This window comes from Chthoniobacter flavus Ellin428, assembly GCF_000173075.1.
GTDB lineage: Bacteria > Verrucomicrobiota > Verrucomicrobiia > Chthoniobacterales > Chthoniobacteraceae > Chthoniobacter > Chthoniobacter flavus.
The window spans coordinates 114396-131827 of record NZ_ABVL01000011.1; the positions used below are offsets into that span (position 1 = coordinate 114396).

Genomic DNA, 17432 nt, shown 5'->3' on the forward strand with positions numbered 1-17432 from the left:
CGAGGCGGCGGAGTTACTTCAGGAATCGAGGACGCCGTGCTGGAGGATGTGGTCGATGGCCCGGGCGAGGCGCTTCGGGGAGACGGGCTTCTCGAGCGGGCCGTGCCAGCCGAAGGCGTTGCGGCTGGCGGCGGTGCCCTCGGGGATCAGGCTGGTGACGAAGAGAACGGGGACTTCCTCGAGACCGGCGATGGACTGGATGAGGAGAGCGGCGGCGCGGCCATCGAGGCGCGGCATGTCGACGTCCATGACGACGAGGTCGGGGCCAAAGAGGCGGGCAGCGGCGGCCGCGGCGTGAGGGTCGTTGACTTCGCAGACGGCGAAGCGGCCGGTGCGTTCGAGGGCGATCTTGGTGAGGAGCGTGGAGTTGGGATCGTCGTCGACGGCGAGGATGCGGAAGGTGCGCGCAGCGGTGCTGGCGCGGGGCGAAAGAATGGTCGTGGGCATGAACGGCGTTTCAGCATCGGATATGCCAGTGTTACAGAGGCGCCGCCGGGATGGAGGCTGAGGAGTTAGTCAGGGATTCGGATAACACGTAGGAGAGATTCCCGATGATCGCGCCACTCGGAAATGCCAGCGTTTTGTGGGTGGATGTATGTAAGCGCGCGATGGGGACAGTGGGGAGTTATGATAATTAACAACGCGTCAGTCCGAACCCCTGCCGGACGATGTGCGTAGATGTTCTGAGAGCAGTGATTCGGGTGGAGAAACACGGGTCGTCGCGAAAATTTTTTGCGCGAATTTTCCGCGGACGCTTCGCCGTGTTTGCAAATGCGAGAAAGCAAGAGCGCGTTGCGATTGAGCGGTCGCAAGCGGTGCTCACCGAGCTGATCTTTATACATAAGTCTCCGCCATAGGGAGACGCCGCTACGAATGGCGCTCCTGGAAGCGGCGACTTCCTAGTCGCCGATCGAAAAAACCTTGGCGCGAAGCGCCATCACTGAAGGGCACCGCTCCGCGACGCAGGGTCTTTTCTAGAAAGTCGCCCCTCCCAGTGAGCCGCGGCCGAATTCCCCGCTGTCCCCGAAACCGGCCAAAGATGTGGGTAATGCTTAGGTCTCGGCGTCGGTTACGTCGACGCGAAGATTTCCGGCGCCTGGGCCGGCGTCGCTACCGCACTGATTTCGCCTCCGGGGAATTCGCTATTCCCCGTAGATATACCGTGTGAGTTGATCGATGGTCGCGGTCTGCGCAGAGATCATCCACCGGACGACGTCACCGATGGAAAGGATGCCGACGAAGTCGCCGCCTTCCATGACTGGGAGATGGCGCACGCGTTTATCGGTCATGATCCGCATGCATTCACCCACGGTATCCGCGGGGGTGACGGTAATCGGACTCCGGGACATAATCGCGGAGACGGAGGTGTCTTTCGAAGACTTGCCCTCGAGGATGACTTTGCGGGCGTAGTCGCGCTCGGTGAGGATGCCGAGAAGGCGGCCGCGATCGACGACGGGAAGTGCGCCGATGTTTTTCTCGGCCATCAACTCAATGGCTTCGTAAACGGTGGCGTCTGGCTTGATAGACCAGATGTTGGGACTCTTGTCGCTCAGGAGGCTGGTGACGGTACCGACGATTTCCATAGAATGGGGGTCCTTTCTATTGTTAGAAGGAAACGTAGGACCGTGAGGGGAGGAGTCAAGGGATTGGAAAACGGGAATGGCGAGTGCGGAATGCGGAATGGCCAGCGGAGGCGACGCTGGACTCGGATGCGGTGGGGAGAAGATGGGCGCCGGAGGCGTGTTTGTTTTTGGACCTCCGGACCGAGAAATTGGAGGTTTGCCCCACAGTCCCATAGGCGTCTCGCTGCTCGGCTTTCGCTCCGCATCGCTCAGGATGACGGTTTGTTTTTTGGGTCGCTTCGCGCACTGCCGAGCGGTGTGGCAGTAGCGCGAGCGATGCAGCGGCCTCGCTCTCCGAGGCGCGGTGCGAAAAAGGCATGGCGATCCGGCGATTGCGGGATCGCGATTACGACCGAACGGATGTCGAGCGAGTGCTCGAAAGCTTACGCGGCGGTGGCGTCGGCGGTCGCGGGCTCGGCTTCCGCCGTGAGAGTGGTGGCGCCGGGGAATTCGATCGTCTCACCAGTTTCCTGCTGGGCCATGAGAATGATCTCGGCGACGGATTTGCTGCTCTGTTCGTCGAGGGCTTTCATGGCGGCGAGGATCGCGGTGATGGTGTCATGTGGGCCCTGGCGCTGAGCGTTGGCCATCGCGAATTCGTCGCGCTGCTGGCGCAGGCGTTCGAGGATGCTCTGGCGGAATTTCCCGGCGTAGGCGGTGGCGAGCGACGCGGCAAATTTGGCGGGGTGCTCGGGGAACCGTTCGCGGACGGCGGCGTTGACCATCTCGAGCAATGCGGCGCGGGTGGTCTCGGCGGGGAGACGTTTCGCCTTCATCTCGGGGGCGATGGTCTGTTGCAGGTCTTCGCCGAAGATGCGGCGGCGGACGCTGTTGAGGCCGCGGAAGAGCATCCAATCGCCGAAAGATTTCTTCACCGGGACGTGCTCGGCTTTGATCGCCAGCGGATAGGCCTCGGTGGGCTCGGCCGTGGCGAGTGCGGGAGTGGCGGCAGCGGCGGTGGGTGCGAGATCGAAGTCGATGTCGTGCAGGTCGGTCATCACGGCCGCGGCGGGTTCGGCGCCGCCGAGCGGTCCGCCGAGCAACGAACGGAGGCGGCTGCGCGATGCTTCCGAGAGGTCGCGCGCGGCGCGGGTGATGATGGGATTCCAATGACGCGTCGCCAGATCCGCGAGGCTGGCATCGGTGCCGTACCATTCATCGAGCGCGGTGGTGAGATCTTTCACCAGCGCCTCGCCTTTTTCGCGCGCGGCGCGGTCGATCGCTTTGCCATTCTCGGTGCGAGCCTGGTCGAAGACGGCTTCCCACGAGACGCCGAGCAGTCGTTCGGTGGTGGCGATCTTTTCGTTCAGCCCGGACATTTCTTCAGCGAGTTGCACCTGCTGGGCGACGAGTTCTTTCATCTCCGGGCCTTCGCAGACGTCGCGCATCTCGGCGCAGAAGGTCGAGCCCTGCCGCAGGCTGTCGCGCATGAATTCGCGCGTGTAGTCGCTGCTGTTTAGGTAGTCGGTGAGGTCGGCAAGGAAGGCGTCGAAGGCGATGCGCTGGGCGTCGTCGTCGTGCTGCTTCCCGTTGGACCCGTTGTTGGGCGAGGCGTTGTAGGCGGAACTCGGGGTGGTGGCGGAGGTTGTAGTGGCATGGTTTTGGGCGGGTTGGGCGAGGAAACTGGAGGCGGCGTTGAGGAGATCGACGGCGTGGAGGCGGAGGCGGCCTTCTTCGTAAGCGGTCCGCAGCGGGCCGGCCATGGAGAGAGTCTTGAAGGCCTCGATGATCTTCTGTGGGTCGCGACTCTCGGTGCTGGGCGAAAGCGTGCCGTCGGGCTGCAGGTCGCGCTTGCTGGAGTCGACGTTGATGACGAGGAAGATGCGGCTGAAGAGGCCGAGGAGTTGGTTGAACTCGGCGAAGACCTGCTCGAGGTAAAGGTTGTCGGTTTTGACGACGAAGACGGCGCAGGCCGCGCTGTCGCGAAACTCGCGGGTCAGCACGTCGTAGCCGAAATTCATGCGGCTGTAGAGGCCGGGGGTGTCGACGAGCACGGTGCTGGACTCCGCGAGGCTATCGACGGGGATCTTCACATCCACGCGGCGGATGGCTTCGGTGAAGTCGTGACGCGGATCGAAGTCGCCGCGGCGGTTTTCGGCTTCGCGGATCTGCTCAGCGAGAGCGATGTGGCTGTCGGCGATGACGTCGCGTAACATGCGGCCATCGGCGAAAACGGTCTCGCGGCCATTGTAACGCGTGGCGGAAAAGTGCGGCTGGTCGCTGTGCCGGACGTAGACCAGGCAGGGGTAGCCGGGGAGCGAGGTGACCTCGCTCACATAGGTGCGGCTGATGGCGTTCATGAGCGTGGATTTGCCGCTCTTGAGGGGGCCGAAGATGAGGAGGTAGGCCTGCTGGCTCTCGAGTTTCTCGACGAGGCTGCGCAGGCGGGCGCGGGTGTCGTTCAGCGTGGCCAGAGGGCGCTGGAGCAATCCCTCGGCGTCGCCTTTTTCCATGGCCGCCGTGGCGTCGCGCATCGCGGGCGGAAGGGCATTGAGGACGTGGAGATAGGCTTCACAGAACTTCGAGATCTCGGTTTTCATGAGGACGCTGAATGGAATTGGGCTGCTGATCCGCGAGTGGCCGCGATTGTTTTTATCGCGAGCGGGAGTGAGGAGCAAGGGAAAACACTAGGGGTAGTGGACTCGAGGCTCGTCATTAGCCAGAAGGCACAATGGGCAGGGGGTGAGGAAGATACGGCATTTTTCAGACTCTGATGCTTTGCCTTCTCCTCTGTCCTGCCGCGCCGCGTTGCCCTGCCACGAGAACGACACGCCCGTCCCCTTCCTTGATGCGAAGCAGGTCGCCACGCGGTAAGTGCGGTCGCGCAGGAGAGTTCTGGGGAGCAAGGTGCATCGCTCCGCGATAGAAGGACTGCGGGCCTGTATCTCGAGCGAAAGTCGATGCGGCCTGGCTATGGAATCTTGCACCCCGCCGCGCCGTGTTTGGCGTAGTACTTTTGGTGATACTCCTCTGCGACGTAAAACGGTCCGGCGAGGGAGATCTCCGTGGCTACCGGACCGAATAGCTTCCCGCTCTTTTCCAGACGCGCCGCGGAAGCGCGCGCAACCGTTTCCTGTTCCGGTGTGGTGAAGAAAATGGCGGAGCGATACTGGCCGCCGATGTCCGGCCCGTTGCGTTGTTTGGTGGAGGGATCGTGCATTCCCCAAAACGCATCCAACAGCGCGCTGAAGCTGAGCTTCGCCGGATCGTATTCCACCTCGACCACCTCGGCATGGCCGGTTTTGTGTGAGCAGACATCCTCGTAAGTCGCATCCTTCTTAATGCCGCCGGCGTAGCCGACTCGCGTGTTCGTCACCCCAGGCACTTTGGCGAAATTCGCTTCGACACCCCAGAAACAGCCCGCGCCAAAGAGGACCTTTTCACGCGCCGGCTTCACGCCGTCTTCCTGAAAATCGAGCGCGGCGGAATTGATGCAGAAACGCAGACCCGTCGGTTTGGGGCCATCCTCGAAAACATGGCCGAGATGAGAATCGCAGCGTACGCAATGGATCTCGTTGCGCACCATGCCGAAGCTCACATCGCGGGTGCTGCCGAGGTTTTCATCCGCGACGGGTTGAAAGAAACTCGGCCAACCCGTGCCGGAGTCGAACTTCGCATCGGAACGGAAAAGCGGGAGCCCGCAACCAATGCAGGTATAAAGGCCGTGCTTGTGGTTATCGTGGAAGACCCCGCAGAAGCGCTGTTCCGTGCCATGGCTGCGCGTGATGTTGTATTGCGCGGTAGTCAGGCGGGCCACCCATGCCTCATCGGACATCGTGACCTTCGGGACGGTCAGCGGTTCGGTTAGTTTTCCGTTTTCATCGACGAGGCGAACGGTGACGGTGGAAGCATCGGGGTCGGTATGCATGGCAGTGAAAGTTTTGTCAGGACGCAGGTATCTCGCGCCGGCCACAATGCCGACGCCGCCGAGCAGCGTAGTCGTAAGAAAGGTGCGCTTGGTCATGGTTCGAAGTGGATTGAACAGCTCCGCGTGGCTTGGGCCACACGATAGCATTTGGTTGTCGATAAGGGAAACGAACGACGGGCGATCCTGATTTCATCCCGAATGCAAATTTCACATGAGCTTGGTCCAACCATTTTTGCCGGCTTCTTCGCTGAGTCAGAGCGATCTCCTCGTAGCCCGCTCCAGCCAAACGTGGATTGGTCGCGCAACGGATGTGGCGATAGAACGGGGCTGAGCGCAACGCACGGTCCGCGCGCGAATGTCATTCAATCCGTCACCCACCATGGACCCACAATCCCACCCGCAGTATCCAGAGCCCATCCTGCCTAGAGTGCCCAAGCGTGCCCTGCTGGCGGGCCAGAGCGCGATCGTCACCGGCTCGAGTTCGGGCATCGGCAAAGCCGTGGCGATCGAACTCGGCAAAGCCGGCGCCAGCGTCGTCGTCAACTACGGCCACGACACCAAGGGCGCGCAGGAATGTGTCGACGCCATCATCGCCGAAGGCAGCCGCGCGATTGCCGTCCAGGCCGACGTGTCCAAGGAAGCCGAAGTGCAGGGCATGTTTGCTGCGGCGAAAAAGGAATTCGGCACGGTGGATATCCTCGTGAACAACGCGGGGCTGCAGGTCGATTCGCCGTTCATCGATATGACGCTTGCGCAGTGGCAAAAGGTCATCGACGTGAATCTCACGGGACAATTTCTGTGTGCGCGTGAGGCAGTGCGCGAATTCCGCGCGCGGGGTGTGCGGCCGGAGATCTCGTGTGCGGCGGGGAAGATCATTTGCATGAGTTCCGTGCACGAAGTGATCCCTTGGGCGGGTCACGTGAACTATGCGACCTCGAAAGGCGGGGTGATGCTGATGATGAAGAGCATCGCGCAGGAAGTCGCGCCGTGGCGCATCCGGGTAAACTCCGTCGCGCCGGGCGCCATCCGCACGCCGATCAATACCCAAGCCTGGGACACGCCCGAGCACTATGCCGCGCTGCTCAAGCTCATCCCTTACAAGCGCATCGGCGAACCGGACGAAATCGGCCGCGCGGTAGCATGGCTGGCGAGCGACGATGCCGATTACATCCACGGCACGACGCTCTTCATCGATGGTGGCATGACACTGTATCCCGGGTTCGAAGCAGGCGGGTAGGAGGCCTGCGGCCCAACATCCAACACCGAACATTCAACGTCCAACATCCAATCGCAGAAAGCGTTCCTGCCTTGCGCTGGCGCCATTGGATGTTGGATGTTCGGTGTTGGATGTTGGATGTTTTCCCCCACGCTCCCTACGGCTCCCAACGCCGAAAATTCCTCACGCTCATCGCCCTCAGCCTGGCAATGATCGGCGCCGTCGGCGTGGCCAGGGCCGCCGACTCATCCCATCCGAACATCCTCTTCCTCATGGCCGACGATTGGTCGTGGCCGAATGCCAGTTCGCTGGGCGATCCTGTAATCAAGACTCCGACCTTCGACCGCGTGGCGCGCGAGGGAGTGATGTTTACCAACGCGCACGTGGCCTCGCCTTCCTGCACGCCGAGCCGCAATGCAATCGCCACCGGCCAGTGGCCGTGGCGCCTGGGCGATGGCGCAAATCTCGGCGGCTCGCTACGCGCGAATGAACCGACTTATGCCGACCTGCTGCACGCCGCGGGATATCGGATTGGCTTTTGTGGCAAAGGAGCGGAGCCGAGCCCGTACAAGTTCACCCATCACGATCCGTTCGGGCCGCAGTTCAAGTCGTTCGTGGAATTCTACGAGCAGCAAAGGGCGGGAGAGCCATTCTGCTTTTGGTTTGGCTGCGATGACCCGCACCGGCCCTATCGCTACGAGGAAGGCGAACGAAACGGCCTCGACCCGGCGAAGGTGAAATTGCCCGCCTGCCTGCCGGACAACGAAACGACGCGCAAAGATTTCTGCGATTATCTCTTCCGCACCCAGCGTTACGATACGGACTGCCGGGCAATCCTCGCGCTGCTCGAACAGGCGGGCGACCTCGAGAATACCATCGTCGTGATGAGCGGCGACAACGGCCTGCCCTTCCCGCGCTGCAAGGCCACGCTTTACGACACCGGGACCCACGCACCACTGGCCATCCGCTGGGGCGCGAAGGTCAAGGGTGGCCGCACGCTCACGGATTTCGTTTCCCTCACCGACCTCGCACCGACCTTCCTCGCCGCGGCTGGCGTGATGCCGCCCGAGACGATGACCGGGCGCTCATTGCTGCCCATCCTGACCAGCGGCAAATCCGACCTCGCGGACCTCACGCATCGCTTTGTGCTGACCGGTATGGAGCGGCATGTGTTTCCGTATCCGTGCCGCGCGATCCGCAACGCGAGTTTCAGCTACATCCGCAATTACAATCCGGAGACCTGGCACAAGGAAGAGGCGCGGTTTTCGGAGCACAAGACCAACTTCACGAATGGCGAATGGCCGAAGGACGCGGGCGCGTTTCTTTTCAACATCGACCCTTCGCCGACCAAGCAATACCTGCTCGAGCACCGCAACGAGCCGGCGATGAAGCCCTTTTTCGAGATGGCCTGCGGCCTGCACCCGGAGGAGGAACTCTACGATTTGAAAAACGATCCGGCAGAGTTGCACAACGTGGCGGCAGATCCGCGATTCGCGCGCGCGCGCGCCAATCTGAGCGCGTTGCTGGATTCGAAACTGGTGGCCTCGCAGGATCCCCGGATGGTCGTCACCGGCCGGCAGACTCGGCACATTGAGGGGTGGACGGTGTTGATTAGCGATGAGTTGCTGAAGAATCAGGCCGCGGCCACGGTGCGCGCGGTCGAATTGCTCGCGGGGCATCTCAAGGAAATCATCCGCGTGATGCCGCCGTCGGCCGTCGCGCTGCTCCAAACGGTGCCGATCTGGATCTCGCCGGAGTATCCGCATTTTGCGCCCCACGCGGAGTATCATCCGGACATTAACTGGGTGCGCGCCAATGGCCGCGATCCACTGGTGGCGAAGGGTGTGGAAATGACGAATGTGCGCATCTTCGAGGCGGAGACGAAGCGCATGCCGGTTTTCGTGCTGCACGAACTGGCGCACGCCTACCACGATCAAGTCCTTGGTTTCGACAACCCGGAGATCAAAGCGGCCTACGAGCGCGCCAAGTCCTCGGGCAGTTACGACCGGGTCGAGCGTTTCATTGCGCCCGGGGCGACCCGACACTTTCGAGCCCGCCTATGCGATGACGAACGAAGCGGGGAATATTTCGCCGAATGCACCCGAGTCATTTTTCGGCCGCAACGATTGGTATCCCTTCGACCCGCGAGCAACTGGCCGAGCACGACCCGGCGATGCTGAAGCTCTTGCGCAAGCTTTGGCAGGTCCCCGAGGAGTGAGACTTTTCTCAATGAGAGAGGCGGCTGGCACAGCCGCCTCTTTCTTCTTTCCTGCACGCTCGATTCCGTTTCCGATAAGCGCATGAGCCAACCAAAACTCGTTGCCTTTGCCGGCAGTCTGCGGACCCGATCCTTCAACAAGAAGCTCATCACCATCGCGGCGGAAGCGGCCCGCGCGGCGGGCGCGGAAGTCACGGTGGTCGATCTCCGGGAGCTCAATCTCCCGCTTTTCGATCAGGACATCGAGGATTCCACCGGGCTTCCGGATGGGGCGAAGAAATTCAAGACGCTGCTGCGCGAAAGTGATGGCTTCCTGATCGCTTCGCCGGAATACAACAGTTCCATCACCGCCGCACTGAAGAACGCCATCGACTGGGCTTCGCGCAGCGAGAGCGATGACGAGCCGGATCTCGTGGCTTTCCGCGGCAAGACGGCCGCGCTTTGCTCGGCTTCGCCCGGAGCGCTGGGAGGCATGCGCAGTCTCATGACCGTGCGTTCGATCCTCGGCAACATCGGGGTGTGCGTCGTTCCCGAGCAAGTGACGGTGCCCAAAGCGCACGAGGCGTTTGAAGATTCCGGCAAGCTCAAGGATGAGCGGAAAGCGAAGCAGCTTGCCGCGCTGGCGCAATCGCTGGTGGAGTTCACGCGGAAATTGAAAAGCTAGCGTTACTTCAAATACTTCCGCCGTAGTTCAGCGGCAAGGGGTGCGTTGATTTCCTCCAATCGACCGCACGCATCCTTGACCAATCCGGTGTCTCCTTTTTTGAAAGCGGCTGTCGCGAGATTTTGCAGATTGGGCGCGTTCTGCGGGTTGATCTTCAAAGCATGCTGACAGGCATCGATGCTTTCATCGATTTTTCCCAACTGGAGATAGACATAGCCTAGGGTCGTCCACGCATTCCCAAAAATGGGGCGGTAGGAAACCGCTTTTTTCAGGGACTCCATGGCCTCTTCGAAATGACCACCCCTGCTCTGAGCGCAGCCCAGCGTGTCCCAAGCGACGGCGTCTTTGTCATCCACTTCCACCGCTCTCCGTCCAGCATCGATGGCGTCGTCGATTTTTCCTTCACCCATCAACAGGGCGCCCAGAAAGTTCCACCCTGTGCTCGTTTTCGGCAGTTCATGGAGAAGTTGCCTCAACTCTTTCTCCTGTCCCGCCGGATCCTTGTGGCGCGTGTATAATTCCTGCAATGTGCTCCAGGAAGAGATCTCCCGTGGTGCAAGACGGATCGCCATCTCGATGGCCTGCACGGCTTCGGGGAAATGTCCTCGCTCGTTGCGGATTTTGCTCAAGATTTGCCATGCCGGGACGGACTTGCCATCCGCGTCGATCACTTTGCGGCAAAAGTCCTCAGCTTCAATCGCCCGATGCTGGGTCAGAAGCGCCTGGGAAAGCTGAAGACTGGCGCTCGTGAGTTTCGGGTCGAGCTCCAGGGCCTTCCGAAATGCGTCTTCGGCTTTCCTAGCGAAGCGGATGGCATCCTTGGTCTGGAAGAGTCCGAGATAGACCAGCCCCAAATCTCTCCGGAAAATGGGATCCTTCTCGTCGAGATGGATTGCCTTCTGCATGGCCTCCTCAGCCTCGGAATATCGATCCAGCATCACGAAATTATAGCCCACCATCCGCCAACCAAGCGGCCAGTCGGGCCGCTGTTTCACCAGGTTCTGGAACTCTCGCAAGGCCTCCTCGCCGCCCCGCCGACTGGAGATCAGTTTGCTGAATTCTTCGGCGAGCATTTTGTTGCCGGGATATTTGCTCAAGGCGGATTCGTAGGAGGCGACGGCGTCGCTGTATTTTCCCAATCGAGCCTGGGTGTACGGCAGAAGCGTTTGCTCTGCGGGATCGTCTGGAGCGCATTCGAATGACTTGGCGGCGGCAGAACAGGCCTCGGAGTAGTCGTTCGACAATCGTGCCACCCCTTGCCAGCCCCCGAATTGGTGCGGCGCGAGTTCCGTGATCTTTTTATAGGCGGCGACGGCCTCGGCGGACCGGTTGCGGTGTTCTTCCGCCAGGCCGATAACTCCCCACGCGCGCCAGTTCCCGGAATCAGCGGCCAGCGCCTGATGGGCGTAGCGAATCGCTTCATCCGGTTGATTCGCGGTGTTGCAATTATTGCCCAGGGTTAAAAGGGCAACGACATTCTGGGGGTCGATGGCGAGCGCTTCCTTGGCGTAACGGTTGCTCTCGTCCACGCGCTTTTGCTTGAGGCGGAGATTGCTCAATGCTGCCAGCGCGTGGGCATCTTTCGGGTTTGCGGAGATGAGTCCGGTGAGAGTTTTTTCCGCGTCGTCGAGTCTGCCAACGGAGACCAGGCCGTTGGCCAGCTCTAAGGATGCCTCCGGGGAATCGAAACCGAGCGCCCGGGCTTTTTCCATCTCCTCTACGCCTTGCGGGTAGCGCTCCCGTTTGATGTCGGCTTCACCGAGCAGTGCCCACGCCTCTTTGTCTGCCGGTTGGCGGGCAATGAGCGCCTTCGCCTCAACCGCCGTTTCATCATACTTCTGAGCTTTGGCGAGGAAGGCCGCGAGGTTTCGCCGGGCGGCGAGATTGTCGGGATTGGCGGCGACAGCGCCTTGCGTGGCGGCGATGGCACCCGGCAGGTCGTGCATGGCCAGTAGCGCGATGGCGCGATTGGCTAATGTTTCCGAGTCATTCGGCGCAATCTTCAGGGCGCGGCCAAACTCCGCCACCGCCTCCTGCGGTTTGCCTTCCTGCAGATAAACAAACCCGAGAATGGCATGGGCGTTTTTCGAGTCGGGATCGAGTTCCACTGCTTTGGCCAGGGTGTCTCGCGCTTCGGAAGTCTTCCGCGCCCTGAGGAGAGTGACCCCGCGGAGCATGCAGATATCGAACGACTTGGAATCGGCCTCCGCCGCGTGCTGGAGCGCTTCCAGGGCCTCGTTGATTTTGTCCAGCGAGTTCAGGCTGATGCCCAATCCTTCCCAAGCGTCCGCATTCGCTGGTGTGAAACCGACCGCCGTTTGAAAAGCCTCGGCGGATTCTTTCGGTTTCCCGATCTTGAGATAACCGCTGCCCAGCTTGAAGTAGGCGGCGCCAAGCTGGGAACGGATGGCAGGATCGTTCGGCGTGGCCTTGGCGTTTTTTTCCAGGGCGGTGATTTTTCGCAGCAATGCGGCCTTGGATTCTTCCGACAGCTCCCGCGCCAGATCGTTTTTCAATGGCGGAAGCGATGGCATGAGCGCCGAGTCGTCGCTCCAGCCGTGGTATTGCGTGAGGGCGACGGCAGCGGCGCACAGAATCCGGGTAACGAGAGGGACGCGGTTCATCGGAATGGATGTTGCGGTTGATCCTGGCAAAGGACAAGAACGTGAAATGTCCCAAGACGGTTGCTCAACGAGCGCGGGGTTGACGAGCCCGCCGTCGCATCGGTTTTCTGAATAGAACCATATGAAAGCTCTCACCGAAACTTTGTCCGTAGCCACGAAGGGCAAGGGTACTTACGAGATTACCAACGAGGTCGACCGGATCGTGCGCAAAAGCGGAGTGACCACCGGTGTGGCGACCGTATTTGTGCAGCATACCAGCGCGAGTCTCATCATTTATGAAAATGCCGATCCCTCAGCGCGGACGGATCTGCATGCGTTTTTCGAGCGGTTGGTGCCGGAGGACCAGGATTATTTCGTGCACACCGCGGAGGGGCCGGATGATATGCCGTCGCATCTGCGCATGGTGTTGACGCGCACGAGCGAGGTGGTGCCGATTGCCCAAGGGCAGATGTTGCTCGGCACGTGGCAGGGGATTTTTTTGTTCGAGCATCGCCGCGCGCCGCATCGGCGGAATGTCGTGGTCTCCATCGTGGGCGTTTAGAATAATAGGGGGGGCGGTCCAAACTCCAAAGACAACGCGCCGCTGGCCATCCTCTGCAGTGCTAACCTAAACAGTGTACGCAGCCTGCGGTATTTTTTTAACCACGGATTTCACAGATTTCACGGATTGAAGGCAGTGACGGTTCGATTTCTTTAATCCGTGTAATCCGCGAAATCCGTGGTCCCTCCTCTGCGGCCCTCTGCGTTCTCGGCGTCCTCTGCGTTTAAATGGGTGCGGCATTTGGTTGCGTCTCTGCCGCGCTGCGTCTCTGCCTTTTAACCCCTTTTGTTTGGCCTCTTTCCCCTTTTTGGAAGCGTTCCTCTACTTTCGCGCGAGGGAGGTTTCGTTGTGGCGTTCGTATTCGATGAATTTGAGGCGTGAAAGTTGCCAGTGGTTGGCGGGGACTTTGATCTGGCGTGGGAGATAGACGTGCTCGAGGTTCGGGCAGTCGGCGAGGGCCTGGACGTCGGTAAGAAGTTCGCAGCCCCGGAGATCGAGCTCGGTGAGCGGCATGCCGGCGAGGGCGTCGAGGTCTTTGATGGCGGTGCCGGCAAGCGAGAGCGATTTCAGTTTCGCGCCGGCGAGGCCGCGCAGATCGTGGACGGGACTGTCGTTGAGCGTGAGGCGCTCGAGCGGCATGCCGGAGAGCGCGGAGAGATCGGTGACGTGGGTGTGCGAGAGATCGAGTTCGCGCAATTCCATGCCCCGCAGCGCCTCGATGTCGCGCACGGCGGTGTGGGAAAGGTCGAGCTTTTGCAGCGGGCAGAGGGCGAGCGCCTGCACGGAGCCGATCATGGTGTGGGAGAGATTCAGCTCGTGCAGCGGGAGGCCGGCCAGCGGGCGCACATCGGCGGTGTGGGTGTGATCGAGCAGGAGTTGGTGGAGCGGCATGGTGCGCAGCGGGGTGAGGTCGTTCACCCGGCTGTCGCTGAGAATGAGCGAGTGGATCTCCAGGCCGGCGAGTTCGCGGGCGTCCTCCAGGTTGCAGAGAGCGAGGTTCAGGCGACCGATTTTCAGGTCGCGGAGGAGATCGGCCATCTGCGGTTTCCATTGGGTGATGGTGACGTCGACGAGGCCGCTGTCTTTGTTGATGGTCAGTTGCGCGTCGCTGTCCAATCCGTGGAGCAGCGCGAACAGGCTGTCGCGCAGGGGTTGCAGGTCGGGGAGCAACTTGCGGGCGACGAAACGGGCCGAGGCCGGATCACCGCGATGCATCAGCTCATCGTGCAAACGGTAGAGCACTTCGCGCGAAGGGATGCGGCTGGGCGTGCGCTCGCTGGCCATGCGTTGGCAAAAGGCTTTTCCGCGGAGGATGGCGAGATGTTTGCCGGGCATCTGCTCCAGCGTGGTGTAGGCGTCGGCGGCTTCCCGGAAGTAACCCAGGCACTCGAGGGAGCGGGCCCGCAGGAAGAGCGTGGAGGCATCGCTCTTCGTCCCGGAAGCGGTGGGATCGAGCAGTGCGGCGGCGCGTTGGAAATCGCCGGCGTCGAAGGCGTCCTGGGCGTCGTTTCGGGCGGAATGGAAGTAATTCGTCAGCGCATGCTGGAGCGTGGCGTATTGTTCCTGCGTCCGGTGATTGCGCTCGGCCATCCAGACGATCGCCGCACAGGCGGCGGCGAGCGCGACAGGATAAAAGTGCGTGATTTTCCGATAGGACAGATGGGGGAGGGTGATGGTCATGGGGGTTCTCCGATTAAGGCGCGACTTCGATCTCCTGCCAGCTCACCAGCTCGTAACCGAGAATGAGGCCCGTCTCGAGACTCAGCTCTTCGTCGAAGTGGATGTTGGCGCTGCCGGGGATCTGCAGTTGCGCCGCGGTGATGGCTCCGGAAAAGTCGCCGTTGCCCGTGAGCGTCACGTTGTGCGTGGGGGCGTAGATGGCGGCGATCGGATTGCCGGTGGTGTCGATGCTGATGGTGTGAGTTGCGCCGTCCGTGGAGGGAACGCCAAGGATTTGCAGTTCGGAAGCGCGCTGGCTGTTGTTCTGCAATTGGTTGGCCGTGCAGGTGAGATTGCCTTGCACGTAGAGGCGTACCTTCACGCCCGGATCGACGATGATGTTTCCCGAGAAATCACCGGTAACATAAATATCGGCTTCCGAGCTGACCACGCTGCCGACCACGGGGAGTTGTGCGAGCAGCCCGCCGAGGCCGCCCAGGCTGCCGAGCACATTGGCTTGCACGTGGAGCGTGCCGTTCACGGAGTTGAATTGATATTGCGCGGGCGAAAGCAGGGCGCCGGCGGTGACCGACTTCGAGCCGCTGACGGTGGTCGGGGTCGCCGTCCACGTTGGCCCTTTCACGGAGGGCAGCGAGCGGAAGTAGCTGTCATTCACCGTGCCGGTGATCTGCGCGGATTTTGCGAGAGTCGAACCGTCGGTCAGGACGTTGCCATAAACGGTGCCACCGAGCGTGATGCTCGAGCTGTTGGTCGAGACTTCGATGTTCGAGCGGCGCTTTGAGGAATCGTAGAGGCCCCAGGTGCTGGCCAGCGGGCTGGCGGAATTGAAGCTGTCGAAATTCGAACTGTTCGGCGCGTTGATGAGGCCATCGGTGGCGACGCCGTGTTCGAAGGGAAACACCGGCTTGAGCAGCACTTCGATCTGCCGCTGGACGAAGGGTTTGCTGACAGCGTTGCCCGTGGCCGGATCATGCACGAGCGCGAGGCGCATGAGCTGCGAGTCGAGCTTCGAGACATCGGACGTGCGGCTTGGACCCGGGAGGTAAACGGTGCCGGTGGAGCGGATGCGCAGGAGATTGATCGCGGACGTCGAATTGCCCGAGAGCAGGCCGGTGAGGTTGCTGAGCAACTGGCCATTGAGGACCTGGTTGAGCGGGAGGACATCGATGCTCACCGTGGAAGTGGAAGTCGTCGCGCCTTCTCCGCCGTGCACCAGCGGGTCCATCGTGAGAGAGACGGTCAAGCCGTTGGCGAGGTTGAGGCCGCCGGGCTCGAGCCGGAGGCCGGTGACGAGCGCGAGCGATGGCGTCGAGGTGCCGAGCGACACACCGCTGCTGTTCAACTCCACGTCGGGCAACAACCCGGAGACTTGGGCGATTGTCATGTCCACGCCGGACTCGGCGGCGAGCAGCGATTCCTCCCACGCTGCAGTGCGCAGGGCGGTCTTGTAGCGCGCGCTCACCGCGCTGAGCGTGGCTCCGGAGATGAGCGCCAGGATCATGAGGATGCCGATGGCCATGAGCAGCGCATGACCGCGTTCGGCAGGGCGACGGAGGGACATCGTGTTCATGAGACTACTGGGCGGCGTCGAGCAGGTGGACGTAGCCGGAGAACGTCGTGGCAGCCGTCGAGGTGGGATGGCTGCCGAACGAGTAGCGCGGCTGAAAAGAGGCATCGATCTCGACCAGCGAGCCATGGAGGCGCACTTGAAACGCCGTGGCCGAGGTCGAGAGTCCGGTTGGGGTGCCGTTCAATTCACGGATGATGCTCGTACCCTGGCGATAGTAGCGGATGGTATTGGTCGCCCCCGGCGTTTGTGAGGGGCCAAGCAGGGAGAGCAGCGAGAGACCGAGGTTGATATTGAGGGTCGGGGCGGCTTGCGTCGGCACGGTGATGGTGATTTGCGTGCCTTGCGCGGTGATTTGCACATTGGACGCGCCGCGCAGATCGCGCCGGAGATAGGCGAAGACGCGGTTTTGATCGTTCTGCGCATTCACCTGGTAGAGTGAGGTGGCGAGGCTGCGCTGGACACCGACGAAGGTGATCAAGGCCGCGCCCATGGCGATGGCGATGAGCCCCGTGGCGCAGAGGAGATCGACCAGCGTGATGCCGGCTGTCGCCCGGCAAGCGCGTTTCATATTTGAGAGGCGCGCTCTCATCGCAGCAGGCCCTCCATGGAGATGACGGTGGAATACATCCGCTGGCGCCGGCGCGCGTCGTGGTCGCTCGTCCAGGTCACCTGAAGATCGGCACGCACGGCGAGAAGAGAGCGGAGGTACAGGCCGGCGGTGGGTTGGGAGATGATCTCGACGAGACCATTGGAATGGCGCTGGACGACGATCGGCGTCGGGGCCGGGGTCACGGCGGGATAGGGGGTGACGGTGATCTGTTCCTCGAGATTGTTGAGGTAGCTGCCATCGGCCGCGGGCGACTGGAGGATATCGGCCTTGATGCTGTCGGCGCTGACGATCGTGTTCCAGCCGGCGGCCCGGCAGTCTTCCACGCGGCGCATGAGGGTCTCCGTCGCGGCGATGGTCTCCCGGTGCGATTGGGCGAAACGGATGCATTGTCCGGCGGAAGTCCACACCGCGATAAAGCCAATCGCCATGACACAAGTCGCCACCAGCACCTCGACAATCGAGATGCCGGCCTCAGCGTGCCTCCGGACTGGTGTAAAATGGGCCTCCATACACCTCCTAAATGATGCAGGATGTATGCAATCGTCTGAACGGCGGCTCGCAGAACTCCGTCACGGGGCGTACTCCCTCACCCTTACGGGTGGTACGCATTTTAGCCGCGGTTTTTTCAGGGAAAACCCTGACGTCCAGGCGACGTCATAGCGATCGAAGGGTGACTTTTCACTGTGGCGGCGGTTCTGGAGACGTCGACGGGATAGGAGGAATAGGAAGAATAGGACGTATAGGATTCCTATCATTCCTATCCTTCCCATTCCTCCTATGCCGTTCGGGGGGAACTGCCCGCCGCTACAAAAATGGCCT

Annotated in this window: 13 protein-coding genes; 4 read left to right on the forward strand and 9 right to left on the reverse strand. The window is 61.5% G+C overall.

The window, feature by feature from the left end; translation table 11 throughout:
* Positions 1–18 precede the first annotated feature (18 nt).
* The 4 genes from CFE428DRAFT_RS18250 to CFE428DRAFT_RS18265 form a co-directional block, all read right to left on the reverse strand.
* Entirely contained in the window at positions 19–447 is a 429-nt protein-coding gene (locus tag CFE428DRAFT_RS18250) for a response regulator (RefSeq protein ID WP_006981102.1), read from the reverse strand.
* A gap of 695 nt (positions 448–1142) precedes the next feature.
* Positions 1143–1583 (reverse strand): CBS domain-containing protein, encoded by a 441-nt coding sequence (locus CFE428DRAFT_RS18255; protein WP_006981103.1) that lies wholly within the window; start codon positions 1581–1583, stop codon positions 1143–1145.
* Between the two features lie 422 nt (positions 1584–2005).
* Entirely contained in the window at positions 2006–4162 is a 2157-nt protein-coding gene (locus CFE428DRAFT_RS18260) for a GTPase domain-containing protein (protein WP_006981104.1), read from the reverse strand.
* Between the two features lie 371 nt (positions 4163–4533).
* Complete coding sequence (locus CFE428DRAFT_RS18265; RefSeq protein WP_006981105.1) at positions 4534–5586, reverse strand: bifunctional methionine sulfoxide reductase B/A protein; 1053 nt, start codon at positions 5584–5586, stop codon at positions 4534–4536.
* Positions 5587–5869: 283 nt separating this feature from the next.
* Here CFE428DRAFT_RS18265 and CFE428DRAFT_RS18270 point away from each other — a divergent pair, with 283 nt between their 5' ends.
* From CFE428DRAFT_RS18270 to CFE428DRAFT_RS18280, 3 genes are all read left to right on the forward strand, one after another.
* A complete protein-coding gene (locus CFE428DRAFT_RS18270; RefSeq protein ID WP_006981106.1) occupies positions 5870–6727 on the forward strand; it encodes an SDR family oxidoreductase in 858 nt (285 codons plus the stop codon).
* A gap of 110 nt (positions 6728–6837) precedes the next feature.
* Positions 6838–8886: a sulfatase family protein gene (locus CFE428DRAFT_RS18275; protein ID WP_006981107.1), complete on the forward strand. Its 2049-nt coding sequence runs from the start codon at positions 6838–6840 to the stop codon at positions 8884–8886.
* A gap of 120 nt (positions 8887–9006) precedes the next feature.
* Entirely contained in the window at positions 9007–9588 is a 582-nt protein-coding gene (locus tag CFE428DRAFT_RS18280; protein WP_006981108.1) for an NADPH-dependent FMN reductase, read from the forward strand.
* A gap of 2 nt (positions 9589–9590) precedes the next feature.
* Here the strand turns inward: CFE428DRAFT_RS18280 and CFE428DRAFT_RS18285 are convergent, their stop codons facing one another.
* Positions 9591–12212 carry a tetratricopeptide repeat protein gene (locus CFE428DRAFT_RS18285; protein ID WP_006981109.1) on the reverse strand — a complete coding sequence of 874 codons (2622 nt, stop codon included), beginning with the start codon at positions 12210–12212 and terminating at the stop codon, positions 9591–9593.
* A 121-nt stretch (positions 12213–12333) separates the two neighbouring features.
* Between CFE428DRAFT_RS18285 and CFE428DRAFT_RS18290 the strand changes: the two genes are divergently transcribed.
* Entirely contained in the window at positions 12334–12753 is a 420-nt protein-coding gene (locus CFE428DRAFT_RS18290) for a secondary thiamine-phosphate synthase enzyme YjbQ (protein WP_006981110.1), read from the forward strand.
* A gap of 321 nt (positions 12754–13074) precedes the next feature.
* Here CFE428DRAFT_RS18290 and CFE428DRAFT_RS18295 read toward each other — a convergent pair whose 3' ends face one another.
* Genes CFE428DRAFT_RS18295 through CFE428DRAFT_RS18310 form a run of 4 tightly spaced genes read right to left on the reverse strand, consistent with a single transcriptional unit; the run spans position 13075 to position 17122 of the window.
* Positions 13075–14433 carry a leucine-rich repeat domain-containing protein gene (locus CFE428DRAFT_RS18295; RefSeq protein WP_006981111.1) on the reverse strand — a complete coding sequence of 453 codons (1359 nt, stop codon included), beginning with the start codon at positions 14431–14433 and terminating at the stop codon, positions 13075–13077.
* A 13-nt stretch (positions 14434–14446) separates the two neighbouring features.
* Complete coding sequence (locus CFE428DRAFT_RS18300; protein WP_131989723.1) at positions 14447–15994, reverse strand: DUF7305 domain-containing protein; 1548 nt, start codon at positions 15992–15994, stop codon at positions 14447–14449.
* A 13-nt stretch (positions 15995–16007) separates the two neighbouring features.
* On the reverse strand, positions 16008–16571 hold the full coding sequence (locus CFE428DRAFT_RS18305; RefSeq protein ID WP_042725275.1) for a PulJ/GspJ family protein: 564 nt from the start codon (positions 16569–16571) through the stop codon (positions 16008–16010).
* 17 nt (positions 16572–16588) lie between these two features.
* A complete protein-coding gene (locus CFE428DRAFT_RS18310) occupies positions 16589–17122 on the reverse strand; it encodes a type IV pilus modification PilV family protein (RefSeq protein WP_006981114.1) in 534 nt (177 codons plus the stop codon).
* Between the last annotated feature and the right edge of the window lie 310 nt (positions 17123–17432).

What these genes read in the sequence shown, in the direction of transcription:
- CFE428DRAFT_RS18250 (WP_006981102.1), bottom strand. Translation starts at nt 447, where the DNA reads ATGCCCACGACCATTCTTTCGCCCCGCGCCAGCACCGCTGCGCGCACC.
- CFE428DRAFT_RS18255 (WP_006981103.1), bottom strand. Translation starts at nt 1,583, where the DNA reads ATGGAAATCGTCGGTACCGTCACCAGCCTCCTGAGCGACAAGAGTCCC.
- CFE428DRAFT_RS18260 (WP_006981104.1), bottom strand. Translation starts at nt 4,162, where the DNA reads ATGAAAACCGAGATCTCGAAGTTCTGTGAAGCCTATCTCCACGTCCTC.
- CFE428DRAFT_RS18265 (WP_006981105.1), bottom strand. Translation starts at nt 5,586, where the DNA reads ATGACCAAGCGCACCTTTCTTACGACTACGCTGCTCGGCGGCGTCGGC.
- CFE428DRAFT_RS18270 (WP_006981106.1), top strand. Translation starts at nt 5,870, where the DNA reads ATGGACCCACAATCCCACCCGCAGTATCCAGAGCCCATCCTGCCTAGA.
- CFE428DRAFT_RS18275 (WP_006981107.1), top strand. Translation starts at nt 6,838, where the DNA reads ATGTTGGATGTTTTCCCCCACGCTCCCTACGGCTCCCAACGCCGAAAA.
- CFE428DRAFT_RS18280 (WP_006981108.1), top strand. Translation starts at nt 9,007, where the DNA reads ATGAGCCAACCAAAACTCGTTGCCTTTGCCGGCAGTCTGCGGACCCGA.
- CFE428DRAFT_RS18285 (WP_006981109.1), bottom strand. Translation starts at nt 12,212, where the DNA reads ATGAACCGCGTCCCTCTCGTTACCCGGATTCTGTGCGCCGCTGCCGTC.
- CFE428DRAFT_RS18290 (WP_006981110.1), top strand. Translation starts at nt 12,334, where the DNA reads ATGAAAGCTCTCACCGAAACTTTGTCCGTAGCCACGAAGGGCAAGGGT.
- CFE428DRAFT_RS18295 (WP_006981111.1), bottom strand. Translation starts at nt 14,433, where the DNA reads ATGACCATCACCCTCCCCCATCTGTCCTATCGGAAAATCACGCACTTT.
- CFE428DRAFT_RS18300 (WP_131989723.1), bottom strand. Translation starts at nt 15,994, where the DNA reads ATGTCCCTCCGTCGCCCTGCCGAACGCGGTCATGCGCTGCTCATGGCC.
- CFE428DRAFT_RS18305 (WP_042725275.1), bottom strand. Translation starts at nt 16,571, where the DNA reads ATGAAACGCGCTTGCCGGGCGACAGCCGGCATCACGCTGGTCGATCTC.
- CFE428DRAFT_RS18310 (WP_006981114.1), bottom strand. Translation starts at nt 17,122, where the DNA reads ATGGAGGCCCATTTTACACCAGTCCGGAGGCACGCTGAGGCCGGCATC.